Raw genomic sequence first — 14,423 nt, 5'->3', positions numbered from 1 at the left:
CAGGAGCTTTCCAGACCCGTGTCTTAACGTAGTTAATACCTCATAAGGGTGCGAGTGATGAATGGATAGCGTAGTGAACTATCCGGCGCCGGCAGACTAGGGTTGTTCCCCCCAACCAGCCCCAAGTCTGCCGGCGTTTTTCATGCCCGGAAACTTTCTCGAGAGGGCCCGCGCCTGCTGCTTCTGCCTACTGTTTCGCAGGGCACGGGGTCCTCAACCGGCGTCGTCCTAACCGGCGTCGAACCCGCTGAACTCGCCCGTGGCAGGGGAATGGTGCTCGTCCACGTTCTCCACAGCACCGGGCGCCGCGGGTGAACGTACCCATTCCATGAGTCCGTCCAGCGCAGACGGCAGCCCTTCCGCGGTTATCACCACGGACCCGTCCGCCTGGTTGATGACTGTTCCGGCCAGGTCGAGCTTTAGCGCCTGGCGCATGACCCGGTAGCGAAAACCAACTCCCTGCACCATGCCGCGCACAACGGCCGTGAGGCGGACGTGGTCCCCGGCACCGGCGGGGCTATTCGGCGAATCCATGTCCAGAAGCCTAGTTCAGCGGCTCGGCCAGCACACCGTTCGCCGCGTCCAGCAGCCTCCCGCTGGAGACAAGCAGGTAAGCTGCTTCGATCTCGGGGGCGAGGTAACGGTCAGGGCCCGGTGCCTGGACCACCTCGCGGATGGTGCGGCGAACCTCCGTCGACACCGGAGCGCTCTTCGAGGTGCCGATGCCGCCGTCGCGCATGTCCAATGCCCGGGCAGAGGTGAGCAGTTCGATGGCCAGGACCCGCGCCAGTCCGTCCAAAGCACGCCGCAGCTTTAGTCCCGCCGCCCAGCCCATGGACACGTGGTCCTCCTGCATAGCCGAGGATGGAATTGAATCCACGGAGGCCGGTACGGCGAGGCGCTTGAGCTCCGACACGATCCCCGCCTGGGTGTACTGGGCAATCATGTGGCCGGAATCGACACCCGGATCATCCGCGAGGAAGGCATTCAGCCCGTGGCTGCGGTTGCTGTCCAGGAAACGGTCGGTGCGCCGTTCGCTCATGGAGGCCACGTCCGCGGCGGCAATCGCGAGAAAATCCAGCACATACCCGACCGGGGCTCCATGGAAGTTTCCATTGGACTCAACCCGGCCGTCGACGGTTACCACCGGGTTGTCGATCGCAGAAGCACGCTCACAGGCGGCGACGTGTTCAGCGTGGGCGAGGGTGGAGCGCGCGGCACCGTGTACCTGCGGTGCGCAGCGAAGCGAGTAGGCATCCTGGACGCGGGTGAATGCCCCGCTCTTCTGCTCCCGGATCAAGGCAGATCCCGCCAAGATATTCCGGATATTCGCGGCGGACTCGGCCTGCCCCGGCTGGGGCCGGAGGGCCTGCAGGTCGGCAGCGAACACGGCATCGGTGCCCAACAGGCCTTCCACGCTCAAGGCCGCCGCCAGGTCTGCCGTTGTCAGCAGGCGGTGCAGGTCGGCGATCGCCAGCGTCAGCATTCCGAGCATCCCGTCGGTGCCGTTGATGAGCGCCAGGCCTTCCTTCTCGCGAAGCTCCAGTGGTTCCAGCCCTGCCGCTGCCAGTGCCTCGCCCGCCCCCATGGCAGTTCCGGCGGCGTCGCGCACCCTGCCTTCACCCATCAGAGCCAGTGCACAGTGGGACAACGGCGCCAGGTCTCCCGAGCAGCCCAGCGAACCGTATTCCCCGATGACCGGGGTGATACCGGCGTTCAGCAGGGCGGCATAGGCTTCGGCGACGGCGGTCCGCACTCCGGTCCGCCCGGTGGCCAGGGTGGAGAGCCGGTTGAGCATCAGGGCGCGGACCACCTCGCGGTCAACTTCCGCGCCGGTGGAGGCCGCGTGGCTGCGGATCAGGGAACGCTGCAGTGCCGTCCGCTGCTCCGGAAGGATCTGCTTGGTCGCCAGGGCTCCGAAGCCCGTTGAGACACCGTAGTGCGGCCGGGTATCCGCTGCGAGTGCCTCGATGACCGTGCGTGAGGCTTCCATTGCCTTTACTGCCTCGCGAGCGAGCTGGACCTGTGCCCCGTCCCGGGCAACCGCCACGATTTCGGCCGGTTCCAGTGCACCGGTGCCGAGTTCCACCATGACTGCCGTGCTCTCCTGAATAATCACAAAACCCCGCTCGCGGAAGACGATTGCCACTGTGTGGCATAGACATTTCAATCAGTGAAATGCATTTCCGTTCTGTCCGCAAGCATTCTGTCCGCCGGGGCGATCCGGTATCAGGCAGAATAGGCACATGAGCGCCCCTGTTCCCGTCTCGGCCCCTGTCCTGGAACCCCGGGCGCGGCGGCGGATTGTCGCTGAGATACTAATTGTCCTGGGATTGTCCCTGGGGCAGTCAGGTGTTTACGCGATCGTCCGCCTGGCCGACAAGATGACGCAGGCACCCTTGGCCGGGCAGACGACGACCTTGAACCAGTCCCTGGCCCCCAACCCGGTGTTTGACCTGGTGTACCAGCTGCTGGGCATTTTCTTTTCGCTGATGCCGGTGGCCCTGGTGCTTTTCCTGCTGACCGAGCCGGGACGTTCGGCGTTCAGGCGCATCGGGTTTACCTTTGCACGGCCGCTGCGCGACTTCGCCCTTGGTTTCGTGCTGGCCGCAGTTATTGGTGCCGGGACGTTGGGCGTCTATGCCGCGGGGAGGGCACTGGGCATCACCACGGCACTGGTACCGGCGGCACTGGATACCTATTGGTGGACCCTGCCGGTGCTGATCCTCTCCGCCCTGCGGCACGCCGTGCTGGAAGAGGTCATTGTGGTGGGTTACTTATTCACCAGGCTTCGGGCGCTGGGCTGGTCGGTTCCGGCGATGATCCTCACCAGCGCGCTGATCCGAGCCAGCTACCACCTCTACCAGGGGATTGGTCCGGGAATCGGAAACTTCCTGATGGGGCTGCTGTTTGGGTACGCCTATTACAAGACCAAGCGCGTGATGCCGCTGGTGATTGCGCACGCCCTTGTCGACATAGCCGGATTCGTGGGCTTTGCCCTGTTCGGTTCCGCCATTGGAATTGGAGATTAGCGCCGTATGGCATTGAGCACCGTCTGGGGCGAAGCCCTGGATCCTGAGAATGTCCTGCCCGAGTATCCCCGCCCACAGCTGGTGCGGAGCAGCTGGATAAACCTCAACGGCCGCTGGGACTACGCGTTTACGCCGAAGAGTTTTCCGGAGGAGTCGGGTGCGGGGGCGCGTCCCGGTGTGGGGGAGCACCCGGGCGTGGGGAGGCGACCCGCCGCGTGGGAAGGGAAAATCCTGGTGCCCTTTTCGCCCGAAGCGCCGCTTTCCGGCGTCGGCCGCCAACTGCTGCCCGGCCAGGCTCTCTGGTACCGCCGCACCTTCGCCCTGCCGCAGCCCGGGCACGGCGAGCATGTGCTGCTGCATTTCGGCGCCGTAGACCAGTCCTGCACCGTGACGGTCAACGGCCGCGAAGCCGGCGGGCACGACGGCGGCTACCTGCCGTTCACCCTCGACATCACCGACTGCCTCCTTCCCGGGGAGGCGGAGCAGGAACTCGTGGTCCGGGTGCTGGACGCCTCGGATACCAACGGTGCGTCCCGCGGCAAGCAGAAACTCGAGCGCGGCGGGATCTGGTACACCGCCCAGTCCGGAATCTGGCAGACGGTCTGGCTGGAAACCGTTCCGGCACGGTGGATTCAGGACGTCGTCATCACGCCGCTGGCTACCTTGGACGGGGTGGAGCTGACGGTGCTGGGCGGCGGTACCGGGGCCGGCGGTTCGGGCCCCGGGGACAGGGCGGAAATTACCGTGACGGCTGCAGGCACCGAGGTTGCCCGAGGGTCTGCCGCTCCCGGAGAGCCGCTTCAGCTGGCGATCCCGGAGCCGAGGCCCTGGAGCCCTGAGGATCCCTTCCTTTATTCGGTGGGCGTGACGCTGGGGGACGACGCCGTCGAGAGCTACTTCGGCCTGCGCACCTTTGGCCGCGGAGTCGGCCCGGACGGACACCAGCGCCTGCTGCTCAACGGGCGGCCGTATTTCCACGCCGGACTGCTGGACCAGGGGTACTGGCCCGACGGGCTGTACACGGCGCCGTCGGACGCGGCCATGGTCCACGACATCCAGACAGCCAAAGACCTGGGCTTCACCATGCTGCGCAAACACATCAAGATCGAACCGCTGCGCTGGTACCACCACTGCGACCGCCTGGGGATGCTCGTCTGGCAGGACCTGGTCAACGGCGGGGAAGGGGACGGCAGGGCGCAGGAATGGGTTCCGCTGCCCGGCCGGGGGAGCCGGAGCGACCGGCGGTATGCGAAGTTCGGCCGCAGTGATGCCGCGGGGCGGGAATCGTTCCGGCGAGAAATGCGGGAGACGGTTGACCTGCTTCGCAGCGTGCCCAGCATCGCGCTCTGGGTCCCGTTCAATGAAGGCTGGGGACAGTTCGACGCCGCTGCGATCGCCGCCGAGCTGCGCGCACTGGACCCTACCCGCTGCATCGACCACGCCAGCGGCTGGCACGACCAGGGTGCGGGAGACGCCAAGAGCCTCCACGTCTATGCCGTGCCGTTCCACATCCGGAAGCGCTGGCAGCGAGACCCCAGGGCGATCGTGCTTTCCGAGTACGGCGGCTTCAGCCTTCCGCTGGACGGGCACACCTGGAACAGCAAGGTCTTCGGCTATGGCAAGACCCTCCGCACGTCCGAAGAGCTCGCCCATGCCTACTCCAACCTGCACCGGACCCAGATCCTTCCCGCCGTCAGCCAAGGCCTCGCTGCCAGCGTCTACACCCAGCTCACCGACGTCGAGGATGAGGTCAACGGCCTGCTCACCTACGACCGCCGGGTGCTGAAGGTGGATCCGGCCGTCGTCCGTGAACTGAACTCTGAGCTTTGCCGTGCCTTTGCGGGCTAATCGGTTCCGGATCCGGATTGTGTTGGTTGCACCGGGGTTGTTCCGCGTTGTTCAATTCCGGTGCGTGGCGTTGCTGGCCCGGCACGGAAGTTCTCAGGACGCCTTGCGCGCGGCAGGCGGCAGGGTGCTCGCCCTGTTCGTGACGGCTCGGCGTGAGCGAGGGAGTCCGGCTCGAGCCAGCAACGCCACCAATCCATCGGGGTGCATGGATGGTCTGCTGGCCTCGGCCCACGTCCAGCGCACGAATCGGACACCCGTAGCCCGAATAGCGTCCTCTCGCCGTTTCTCGCGGATGAGTGCCTGTTGGGCCTGAAGTTCCCCGCCGTTGAGCGATGAACCGTACTTAATGGCGCCGTCAAACTCCCCAACCAGATTCTGCTCCTCCCAGAAGAAATCCGTTCGGCCCAACAGCTGGCCACCGGTGGAGCGAAATTGGTGCTGCAGGTCTGGGGCCGGAAAGCCGTAGCGATACAGCAGGGCCCGGGAATAGGATTCCCCCGGAGATTCGGAGCGGGGGTCAGCGAAGTCGATGACGCGCAGGGCACGGGCGCGTTTGGTATGGGCCCGCAGCCCTTGCGCCAGATCCCTGAGCTCTTCCTTCGCCATCGGAGGAAGCGCACGGCGGACATCCGGACGGAGGACGTGGTCCATTGCGGGGACGGAGCGTTCAAAGGGCAGATTAGCGGCCATGTCCAGCACGGTCTGGGCTCTGCCGGTGACGGCTAGTCCGTCCACGGACGTGACCGGTTCCAGCAACCGGCGTTCAGCCCAGCGAAGGTCTCCTCGGCTGCGTCCGTGCGTATCGCCGGGCGCGAGGAACATGATCTGCGGAGATGAGCCGATGGTCGGAATTCCCCAGATGGCCGCTGCGGACTGCTGGATGAGTACCCGCTGGGATTGTCCGCCCTGAACGGCTGCGGCTAGCCGGGTGCGTTCACGTTCCCACGGAGCGAGGTTCCGCCACTCGTATGCCTTGACATAAATACCTTGCCGCAGGCGAATCAATTCCCCGGAGGTGCACCTGCGTGCGAGTGAACGGCGGCACTGTCCGTCCAGGTCGGCCTCTGCTGAAAACAAGAAGTTCATCGACATGTGCCAACCGTGCTCCGCCATTACCTGGTTTGGTCATGGAAGAGGCTGTCTGTGGAAAACCCATGTGGTGGGGAGTCCCTGTGCAGAGCTGTCCTTCGCAGGGGTGCAGTCCTTAATTGGAGTGCAGCCGCAGTGAAAACCCTGCAGTCTGGGACGGGCCTGCCGGTTTGGGACTTTCCGGCCGCGGTGCCGCGCAGGATTGTCCCAAACTGGCAGGGCAGTCCCGAAGCGGAGGAACATCCCCACCCAATGGGTGTCCCGAGCCGGCGGGCGTCCAAATGTGCAGGGGTACTTCCATCGCCGGAGGGGACCGCAGCGCCTGGGGGCCAAAGACGGCGCCGCGGGGCCAATCCGGACCTGTGAAGATCGCTCCGGTTTGGGGACGTGCGTGTGTCGCAAACCGGTGCATGTGTCGCAAACCGGTGCGAATGCAGAACTAGATCTCGACGAGTCCCTTGTCAGTCCCGAACGTCACAGACATGATGCCGGGGGTTCCCTTGGGGGAGACCCAGGTGACGTCAAGGCCGTCGAGCGGCTTCTCCACCGGCTGGCCGAGCCACTCGGTGACGCGCTGGGCGGAGCCGGCAATGGTGAGGGATTCCAGGGAGACCGTGCCGGCAAAGGCACGGGAGGGGTGCAGGTCCGCCTTGTCCTCATCCCAGCGGAGCATGTACGGGACCTGCGGGTCGGCGATCAGGCCGTTGATGCCGATCTGCTGCCAGGTCAGTTCCTGGCCGTCGGGGAACTTACGGTTTCCGGGGACGGCGGAGCGGCCGAGCCGTTCTTCGAAGGGTGCGAGGTCCTCCACGGCGACGCACCATCCCATCCAGCCGCCGCCTGCCTCGGAGCGTGCACGGACGGCCTGGCCGAAGGGTGCCTTGTCGGAAGCGGGATGGTTCAGGACCTCAACCACTTCCAGATACTGGTGGTTGGCCAGCGGAATGATCATGTTCCGGGTGCCAAAGCGGGGGTGCACCCCGCCCTTGACGAAGTCGGTTCCAAGGGCAGAAGCAATACGTTCCGTGGTGGCCAGCAGGCCGTCGGATTCGCAGGCATAAGAAACATGATCCAGGCGCATGCGAACATCTTGGCACGTTGTGACCTGTGTCTCGACCAAGGCAAGCCTTAGCTCCGCAAAAGGTATCTGGATCAGCGGATTTTTCCCGGATTCACGCTGCGTCATATGGGTTGCGCAACTCCGGCTCCGTTGGTTCTATAGGTACAGGTCATGAGTGCCAGCAGATAGCCCCGGCTTGCTGGCCGGCAACCCTCCAACCGCGGTGGGGTGCCCCGGGTGAAGACCTGGCTGGACACCACAAAGGGTGTCCGGCAAGCGCGGGCCACACGTCTGGTACCGGAGTTCTTCCGGCATCGGTACCTGTGGGGCCCCTGGTCATTAAGGGAGCAACATGTCTGCCAACTGGTCATTCGAAACCCGCCAGATCCATGCAGGACAGGAGCCCGACGCCACCACCGGCGCCCGTGCCCTTCCCATCTACCAAACGACGTCCTTCGTTTTCCCCAGCGCGGAAGCTGCAGCGAACCGTTTTGCGCTCGCAGAGCTGGCTCCGATCTACACCCGGATCGGCAACCCCACGCAGGAAGCAGTGGAGAACCGCATCGCCTCCCTGGAAGGAGGTGTTGGGGCCTTGCTGCTTGCCTCCGGGCAGGCCGCGGAAACCTACGCGATCCTCAACCTGGCCCAGGCAGGGGACCACATTGTGGCCAGCCCCAGCCTGTACGGCGGAACCTATAACCTCTTCAAGCACACGCTGAAGAAGTTCGGCATCGACGTCACCTTCGTCGCCGACCCGGACAACCTGGACCAGTGGCGCGAAGCCGTACAGCCCAACACCAAAGCCTTCTTCGGCGAAGTTGTCTCCAATCCGCGCCAGGACGTCCTGGACCTGGAAGGACTCTCCGCTGTCGCGCATGAGGCGGGCATTCCCCTGATCGTGGACAACACCCTGTCCACCCCGTATCTCATCCGTCCCATCGAATGGGGAGCGGACATCGTGGTGCACTCCGCCACCAAGTATCTCGGCGGGCACGGCACCGCGATGGCGGGCGTGATCGTGGACTCCGGCAACTTCGACTTTGCAGCCGATCCGGAAAAGTTCCCCGGCTTTAACACCCCTGATGAGAGCTACAACGGCCTGGTGTATGCCCGGGACCTCGGGGTCAACGGTGCACTTGGCGCCAACCTGGCGTTCATCCTCAAGGCACGGGTCCAGCTGCTGCGCGACCTCGGCTCGGCAGTATCTCCGTTCAACGCTTTCCTGATCGGCCAGGGCCTGGAAACCCTCAGCCTCCGGCTGGAGCGGCACGTGGAGAACGCAGTCGCCGTCGCGGAATGGCTGGAGGCGCACGACGACGTCCTTTCCGTCGCGTACGCAGGCCTGGAGTCCAGCCCGTGGTACGAACGCGGGCGCAAGTACGGGCCGCGCGGCACCGGTGCGATCGTGTCCTTTGAAATCGACGGCGGCGTTGAAGCGGGCAAGCGCTTCGTCGATGCGCTCCAGCTGCACTCGCACGTGGCGAACGTCGGCGACGTCCGCTCGCTGGTGATCCATCCGGCGTCGACCACCCACAGCCAGCTGGGGGCGGAGGCCCAAGCGGCAGCGGGAGTCAGTCCGGGCCTGGTGCGGCTCTCGGTCGGGCTGGAGCACGTGGATGACATCATCGCGGACCTCGATGCCGGATTCCGCGCCGCCAAGGGAGCATGAAGTACAGCGTGACAACGTATCCACCCGCAGCGCAGCACCCCGTCCACACTCTCGACGGGGTGCTGCAGTACGCCTCGATCGGTGAACTCGAACTGGAGACCGGAGGGCGCCTGCCCGACGTCGTCCTGGGCTACGAAACCTGGGGCCGCCTGAACGGTGACGCCTCCAACGCCGTCCTGATTCCGCATGCCCTCACCGGCAGTACCCACGTGGCGCAGGGCAGCACCGAGGAACCGGGCTGGTGGGACGGCCTCGTGGGGCCGGGGCGGACCGTGGACACCGATCGTTTCTTCGTGGTCTCCATCAACATGGTTGGCGGCTGCTACGGCTCCACCGGCCCGGCGTCGGCGGATCCCCACGGACTGCCCTGGGGATCCCGTTTCCCGTTCGTCACCATCCGGGACTCGGTTCGGGCCGAGGCGCGGCTGGCGGACCAGCTGGGCATCCGCCGCTGGCACACTGTGCTGGGCGGATCGCTGGGCGGCGCACGCGCGCTGGAGTGGGCAGTGACTGAACCTGCCCGGGTGGCACGGTGCGCGGTGATAGCGGCGACGGCGGCGAGCACGGGGGAGCAGATTGCCTTCGCCCAGGCCCAGATCGAAGCCATCCGGCTGGACCCGGACTACAACGGCGGGGACTACTACAACGGATGCGCTCCGCTCGCCGGACTCGGACTGGCGCGCAGGATCGCGCACATCACCTACCGGTCAGAGGCTGAACTTCAATATCGGTTCGGCAGGACGCCGCAGCCGGGAGAGGACCCGCTGGGTGCTGCGCTTCCAGCCGGCCGCGGCCGCTACCAGGTGGAGAGCTATCTGGACCACCAGGGCCGGAAACTGGCTGACCGGTTCGACGCCAACAGCTACGTCATCCTCACCGAGGCGCTGATGAGCCACGACGTCGCCCGCGGCCGCGGCAGCCTCGTCGAAGCACTCGCGGCCACTCAGGCACAGTTCCTCGTGGCGGCCGTGGATTCGGACCGGCTGTACTTCCCGGAACAGTCCTATGAACTGGCAGCAGCGCTGCCCGGAGACAACAGAGTGCACGTTATCAGTGCTCCGATAGGCCACGACGGGTTCCTGACTGACATCCTGCAGCTCAAGGACGTCCTGGAGCAGGACTTCTTCGCCTAAGCAGCGATGCCGGCGCGGCATGCTGGCACCATAAAAGGATGCGCAGAAGCATCTCGCAGCGCCGGCACCGGACCCGGCCCGCCCGGGGCCGGTTCTTCCTCTGGCCTGCCTGCGCCCTCGGCCTGATCCATGCCGGGTTCAGCCTGTATTGGGCGCTCGGCGGGCGCTGGCTGCTCGCCACGGTGGGACAGTTCGCCGTGCAGGCCGCAAAGGACGTGCCGCTGCAAGCAGCACTGCTGCTCGCCGGGACGGCGCTGCTGAAGGCTGCGGCAGCCGTGATACCGCTGGCAGCAGCCTATGGCCGGTTTCCGTTCCCCGGCGTGATCCGGGTCCTCAGCTGGATAGGAGGCGCCGGTCTGGTGGTTTACGGAGGCGTCAATACGGCCGCTGCAGCGGCGGTCCTGGCCGGCTGGATTCCGGCGGACCCCGAAGCTGACAGCCAGGGCCTGCTGGGACATGCCCTGCTGTGGGACCCGTTGTTCCTGGGCTGGGGAGCGTGCCTCCTGGCCTACCTCTTCGCGTCACGGCCGGCACGGACCGAGCCCGGAGCCTAAGCCTTAGGCCCGGCCCAGTCCGAGCCCGGACCTGCGCCTCAGACCGGAGCCCTAGACCGGCCCGGTGCCGGCGGCTTCGGAGGAACCCGGCGGCATGCGTGTGCCGAAGTAAGGGCCGGCATCAGGACGCTTGGGCGAGATGCCGTCCCCCGAGGAGCGCCCGCGCACCCGGCGCACCACCCACGGCACCAGGTATTCACGAGCCCAGACCAGGTCTTCCGTGCGGGCAGTCCGCCAGTTCTTGGCCGGCAGCTCCTTGACCTTGGCCGGCTCCAGCGTGTGCGGCACCCCAAGCGTTTCGAGCACCATCGCCGCGATGGTTTGGTGTCCGAGCGGTGAAAAGTGCAGCCGGTCCGGTGCCCACATCTGCGGGTTGCTCAGCTCGCGCAGTGCCCACATGTCGGCAATCACGGCGTCGTGCCATCCCGCCACAGTCCGCAGGTTTTCGTTGTAGGTCGCCACCCGTCCGCGGACGCTGCCCAGCACCGGCGTCGCACCGATGTCCGGTCCGGTAAAGAGCACCACCGTTGCGCCGGTTTCCCGGAGGCGGGCCATGGTGGCGTCCATTGTCTCGGCCAGGCGGTCCGGATCGCCGCCGGGGCGGATGACGTCGTTGCCGCCGGCACAGATGGTCACCAGGTCCGGCTTGAGGTCGATCGCAGGCTGGAGCTGTTCGTCGACGATCTGGTTCAGCAGCCGGCCGCGGATGGCCAGATTGGCGTAGGCGAAGTCCTCGTGTCCGACGGCGAGTTCCTCAGCCAGCCGGTCCGCCCAGCCGCGGTTGCCCCCGGGGCTTTCAGGGCTCGGGTCACCGATGCCTTCAGTGAAGGAATCACCCAGTGCCACGTAGCGGCTGAAAGGGTGGCCCGGACGGGGCGGGGCGGGCTGCGGAGCGGTGCCGGTCTGCCGGCCGGGAGGTACGGGGGACTGCTGAGCGTTTTCGTTCACCGGACCATGATGGCTTGGCCGGGCCCGGCTACGCGACCGTAGGTTCCTACCCCCGCCATGCCAGAATGAAAGTCATGACTGAAAACGCTCCGTGGAATCCCGTCGTCCTCTTTTCCAAGCCCGAGGAGGAACGCGCCGGAACGCCGCTGCTGGTGCTCTTCCACGGCTATCTTGCCAATGAAGAAGACCTGATGGGTCTGGCGGCCTACCTGCCGCAGGAGTTCACCATCGCCTCAGTGCGTGCACCCCTGGCGCTGGGCCCGGGTTTCTCCTGGTTCCCGCTGATGCACGAGCCCGATTACTCAGTGGACCGGGTGGTGAACGCGGTCCAGGATGTCTCCGACTGGCTGGACGGGATCAAGGAAGCACACAGCAGCGTGACGCTGCTCGGATTCTCGATGGGCATGGCAGTGGCCAGCACCTTGATGCGGCACCGGCCCGAGGAGTTTGCCGCCGTCGTCGGGCTCTCAGGTTTTGTTGTCCCGGCCGAAGGCAACGGATTCTTCCATGACGAGGAACTCGCCGAACTGAAGGTTCCGTTCTTCTGGGGCCGGGACCAGGCCGACCCCGTCATCGACGCACCGCGGATCGAGTACACCCACGCCTGGCTCAACGGACACACCAAACTGACCAAGGTGCTCTACGCCGGCATGGGCCACAGCATCAACATGCAGGAACTCGGCCATGTGAAAGAGTTCCTGGCCCACACCGTGCTGGGATCCCGCTAGGGAGCGGAAGCGATCCGGACTGCCTGACCGTTGACCTCCAAAGTGTCGCCCGCGTGAAGCTGGCGGCCGCGGCGCTCTTCGATCTCTCCGTTGACCTTCACGAGTCCGTTTTCGATCAGTTCCTTGGCCTCGATGCCGTCCTCGGCAAGGTTGGCAAGCTTCAGTGCCTGGCCAAGGCGGATCATGTCGTCACGGATGGGAAGGTCCTGGGGATCAGTTGAACTCATAGGTCCATTCTGCCGGAAACGGACGACGGCGTTTTCCGCCTAAGGTACTTCCGCGCACCGGCGCGGTCCTGACGGCGGCGGGCCCGGCCGGGAGTACTGTGTAACGGTGCCACAGCCTGCCCGCCTTCCTGCCGCCGTCGGCCTTCCCCTGGCGCTCGCCGCCGGTATGGCGATCCCTGCCCAGGCGCGGGTCAACGGCGAACTCGGGGTGGCCCTGGACGATTCCCTTGCGGCGGCCCTGGTGAGTTTCGGCGTGGGGCTTGCCGTGATGATCGTGGTCAGCGCCATCCTGCCGCGCGGACGCGCGGGCGTCGCCCAGATCCTGCCGTCCCTGAGGGAACGGCGCTTTCCGCGGATCTATATCCTGGCCGGTGTGATCGGTGCCTGGTTCGTGCTGACCCAGACCCTGACCATCGCGGTCCTGGGGGTAGCGGTTTTCACCGTGGCCACGGTCGCGGGGCAGACCCTCACCGGGCTGGTGGTGGACCGGATGGGCATCGGCCCCGGCGGGAAGAAGGCCCTGACCATCATGCGCGTGGTGGGAGCGGTCCTGACCATCGCCGCCGTCGCCTGGGCCGTGAGCCCCAAGCTCGCCGGCACCGGCGGGACAGGGGACTGGCTTTTGGCGGTTCTGCTGCCGCTCAGTGCAGGCATGGCCATGAGTTTCCAGCAGGCCATGAACGGCACCACCGGCATGCACTACGGCTCACCGATCACCGCGACCCTGCTGAACTTTGTCTCCGGCTTTGCAGCGCTGCTGGCCGTGTGGCTGGTCAAGGTTGCCCTGTCCGGAACGGGCAACCCGCCTCCGGACACCTGGTGGTACTACCTGGGCGGTCCGCTGGGCTGCATCTTTATTGGCGTCGGGGCGATGCTGGTCAAAACGCTCGGTGTCCTGCTGACCAGTCTGGGACTCATCGGAGGGCAGCTGATCGGCTCGCTGCTGCTGGATGTCTTCTTCCCGGCGCCGGGCTCAGTGGTGGTGGCAGCAACGGTGCTGGGGACCGCGCTGACCCTGGCCGCCATCGTTGTCGCCACCCTGCCGTGGAATATGCCAGGGGTGCGGCTTCCGGGATCGCGGCGGCGCCCGTAGAGCCACGGTGCACCCGGGGCCACCGCAACCCCCGAAAACCGACGTCCTGCCGCCCCATCGACATAAATATGTAACTAAGCCAAGCCTAAGCTAATCTCTAATAGCGCACAGTTCCGTTGCGTAATTATTCGCCTGCGCACGGCCGTCAAAGACCAGGGCGCGGCCCGGACCAAGGCGCGTTATGACTGGTAATTTCCTCATCGGGCTCCGCGAGGGACTCGAGGCTGTACTGATAGTGGTCCTTCTCCTCGCTTATCTAAAGAAAAGCGGGCGGACTGCACTGATTCCCCGGATATATGCGGGGATAGCTGTGGCGGTGCTGGTATCCCTCGGATTTGGTGCCCTTTTGACTTTCGGCCCCCGCGGTCTGACTTTCGAAGCGCAGGAAATCATTGGCGGTTCCCTCTCGATTGTCGCCGTGGGCTTCGTGACGTGGATGGTTTTCTGGATGGCCACGGCCTCCCGCTCACTTGGAACCGACCTGCAGAACCAGGTGGACCGCGCTTCGGACCAGAAGGCCTGGGGTCTGGTGCTGGTGGCTGCCCTGGCTGTTGGCCGTGAAGGCCTGGAAACCGCACTGTTCATCTGGTCCGCAGCCCGCGCAACCGGCCAGACCTGGGAACCGATACTGGGAGCGGGCCTCGGACTCCTTCTGGCAGTTCTCCTGGGCGCACTGATCCACAAGGGCGCCCTGAAGATTAACCTGAGCCGGTTCTTCACCTGGACCGGAGCGGCCCTGATCATCGTCGCCGGCGGCGTCCTGGCCTACGGCATCCATGACCTCCAGGAAGCCCGCGTGCTTCCTGGACTGTATTCGCTCGCCTTTGACGTTTCCCACATCATTTCCCCAAGCAGCTGGCTGGCCGCGGTGCTCAAGGGCGTATTCAACTTCTCACCCGCCACCACCTGGCTCGAAGCAGCGGCCTGGGTTCTTTACGTGATCCCGGTGATGTGGTTCTACTTCCGCAGCGTCCGACGCCGCGGCCCACGCCGGGATGCAAACGCGCCCCGGCCCGTGACAGCGGCATCCTAGCCCCGCTGT

The 14,423-nt window shown here is 65.7% G+C and carries 14 protein-coding genes and 1 riboswitch; of the genes, 8 read left to right on the top strand and 6 right to left on the bottom strand.

The features are described from left to right. Nucleotides 1-228: 228 nt before the first annotated feature. Both LOC59_RS10320 and hutH read right to left on the bottom strand, forming a co-directional pair. Complete coding sequence (locus LOC59_RS10320) at nt 229-534, bottom strand: acylphosphatase (protein ID WP_227894887.1); 306 nt, start codon at nt 532-534, stop codon at nt 229-231. 10 nt (nt 535-544) lie between these two features. Beyond that, nucleotides 545-2,092 carry a histidine ammonia-lyase gene (gene hutH / locus LOC59_RS10315; protein ID WP_227917400.1) on the bottom strand — a complete coding sequence of 516 codons (1,548 nt, stop codon included), beginning with the start codon at nt 2,090-2,092 and terminating at the stop codon, nt 545-547. A 154-nt stretch (nt 2,093-2,246) separates the two neighbouring features. On the opposite strand from hutH, the gene LOC59_RS10310 reads away from it, so the two are divergent. Next, nucleotides 2,247-3,032 (top strand): CPBP family intramembrane glutamic endopeptidase, encoded by a 786-nt coding sequence (locus tag LOC59_RS10310; RefSeq protein WP_227917322.1) that lies wholly within the window; start codon nt 2,247-2,249, stop codon nt 3,030-3,032. A 6-nt stretch (nt 3,033-3,038) separates the two neighbouring features. Then, complete coding sequence (locus tag LOC59_RS10305; protein ID WP_229971808.1) at nt 3,039-4,880, top strand: glycoside hydrolase family 2 protein; 1,842 nt, start codon at nt 3,039-3,041, stop codon at nt 4,878-4,880. A 93-nt stretch (nt 4,881-4,973) separates the two neighbouring features. Here LOC59_RS10305 and LOC59_RS10300 read toward each other — a convergent pair whose 3' ends face one another. Next, nucleotides 4,974-5,972, bottom strand: a complete 999-nt coding sequence (locus LOC59_RS10300) for a hypothetical protein (RefSeq protein ID WP_229971806.1) — start codon at nt 5,970-5,972, stop codon at nt 4,974-4,976. A gap of 436 nt (nt 5,973-6,408) precedes the next feature. Then, nucleotides 6,409-7,050, bottom strand: coding sequence for a VOC family protein (locus tag LOC59_RS10295; RefSeq protein WP_227894883.1), 642 nt, complete (start codon nt 7,048-7,050; stop codon nt 6,409-6,411). Between the two features lie 146 nt (nt 7,051-7,196). Then, a riboswitch (SAM riboswitch) is annotated at nt 7,197-7,314 on the top strand. 67 nt (nt 7,315-7,381) lie between these two features. Here LOC59_RS10295 and LOC59_RS10290 point away from each other — a divergent pair. From LOC59_RS10290 to LOC59_RS10280, 3 genes are read left to right on the top strand one after another with little or no spacing between them, the layout of a single operon-like run. Then, a complete protein-coding gene (locus LOC59_RS10290; protein WP_227894882.1) occupies nt 7,382-8,698 on the top strand; it encodes a bifunctional o-acetylhomoserine/o-acetylserine sulfhydrylase in 1,317 nt (438 codons plus the stop codon). Further along, complete coding sequence (gene metX / locus LOC59_RS10285; protein ID WP_442860585.1) at nt 8,695-9,831, top strand: homoserine O-acetyltransferase MetX; 1,137 nt, start codon at nt 8,695-8,697, stop codon at nt 9,829-9,831. Before LOC59_RS10290 ends, metX begins: the two co-directional genes overlap by 4 nt. Before the next feature lie 38 nt (nt 9,832-9,869). After that, complete coding sequence (locus LOC59_RS10280; protein ID WP_229971801.1) at nt 9,870-10,385, top strand: DUF3995 domain-containing protein; 516 nt, start codon at nt 9,870-9,872, stop codon at nt 10,383-10,385. A 51-nt stretch (nt 10,386-10,436) separates the two neighbouring features. On the opposite strand, the gene LOC59_RS10275 is transcribed toward LOC59_RS10280, so the two are convergent. Beyond that, entirely contained in the window at nt 10,437-11,333 is an 897-nt protein-coding gene (locus LOC59_RS10275; protein ID WP_423721384.1) for an SGNH/GDSL hydrolase family protein, read from the bottom strand. A 74-nt stretch (nt 11,334-11,407) separates the two neighbouring features. On the opposite strand from LOC59_RS10275, the gene LOC59_RS10270 reads away from it, so the two are divergent. Beyond that, entirely contained in the window at nt 11,408-12,061 is a 654-nt protein-coding gene (locus tag LOC59_RS10270; RefSeq protein WP_227894879.1) for an alpha/beta hydrolase, read from the top strand. Here the strand turns inward: LOC59_RS10270 and LOC59_RS10265 are convergent. After that, complete coding sequence (locus LOC59_RS10265) at nt 12,058-12,288, bottom strand: RNA-binding S4 domain-containing protein (protein WP_229971799.1); 231 nt, start codon at nt 12,286-12,288, stop codon at nt 12,058-12,060. The two genes, LOC59_RS10270 and LOC59_RS10265, sit on opposite strands and share 4 nt — an antisense overlap. A gap of 106 nt (nt 12,289-12,394) precedes the next feature. Here LOC59_RS10265 and LOC59_RS10260 point away from each other — a divergent pair, with 106 nt between their 5' ends. Further along, nucleotides 12,395-13,381 (top strand): DMT family transporter, encoded by a 987-nt coding sequence (locus tag LOC59_RS10260; protein WP_229971797.1) that lies wholly within the window; start codon nt 12,395-12,397, stop codon nt 13,379-13,381. A gap of 181 nt (nt 13,382-13,562) precedes the next feature. Then, the gene (efeU, locus tag LOC59_RS10255; RefSeq protein WP_229971796.1) at nt 13,563-14,414 is read left to right on the top strand and encodes an iron uptake transporter permease EfeU; all 852 of its coding nucleotides are present in this window, start codon (nt 13,563-13,565) and stop codon (nt 14,412-14,414) included. Nucleotides 14,415-14,423: the final 9 nt, after the last annotated feature.

The sequence above is a fragment of the Arthrobacter sp. zg-Y916 genome (genome assembly GCF_020907385.1).
GTDB lineage: Bacteria > Actinomycetota > Actinomycetes > Actinomycetales > Micrococcaceae > Arthrobacter_B > Arthrobacter_B caoxuetaonis.
This window is presented reverse-complemented; position numbering and strand designations above follow the sequence as displayed.

What these genes read in the sequence shown, in the direction of transcription:
- LOC59_RS10320 (WP_227894887.1), bottom strand. Translation starts at nt 534, where the DNA reads ATGGATTCGCCGAATAGCCCCGCCGGTGCCGGGGACCACGTCCGCCTC.
- hutH (WP_227917400.1), bottom strand. Translation starts at nt 2,092, where the DNA reads ATGGTGGAACTCGGCACCGGTGCACTGGAACCGGCCGAAATCGTGGCG.
- LOC59_RS10310 (WP_227917322.1), top strand. Translation starts at nt 2,247, where the DNA reads ATGAGCGCCCCTGTTCCCGTCTCGGCCCCTGTCCTGGAACCCCGGGCG.
- LOC59_RS10305 (WP_229971808.1), top strand. Translation starts at nt 3,039, where the DNA reads ATGGCATTGAGCACCGTCTGGGGCGAAGCCCTGGATCCTGAGAATGTC.
- LOC59_RS10300 (WP_229971806.1), bottom strand. Translation starts at nt 5,972, where the DNA reads ATGTCGATGAACTTCTTGTTTTCAGCAGAGGCCGACCTGGACGGACAG.
- LOC59_RS10295 (WP_227894883.1), bottom strand. Translation starts at nt 7,050, where the DNA reads ATGCGCCTGGATCATGTTTCTTATGCCTGCGAATCCGACGGCCTGCTG.
- LOC59_RS10290 (WP_227894882.1), top strand. Translation starts at nt 7,382, where the DNA reads ATGTCTGCCAACTGGTCATTCGAAACCCGCCAGATCCATGCAGGACAG.
- metX (WP_442860585.1), top strand. Translation starts at nt 8,695, where the DNA reads ATGAAGTACAGCGTGACAACGTATCCACCCGCAGCGCAGCACCCCGTC.
- LOC59_RS10280 (WP_229971801.1), top strand. Translation starts at nt 9,870, where the DNA reads ATGCGCAGAAGCATCTCGCAGCGCCGGCACCGGACCCGGCCCGCCCGG.
- LOC59_RS10270 (WP_227894879.1), top strand. Translation starts at nt 11,408, where the DNA reads ATGACTGAAAACGCTCCGTGGAATCCCGTCGTCCTCTTTTCCAAGCCC.
- LOC59_RS10265 (WP_229971799.1), bottom strand. Translation starts at nt 12,288, where the DNA reads ATGAGTTCAACTGATCCCCAGGACCTTCCCATCCGTGACGACATGATC.
- efeU (WP_229971796.1), top strand. Translation starts at nt 13,563, where the DNA reads ATGACTGGTAATTTCCTCATCGGGCTCCGCGAGGGACTCGAGGCTGTA.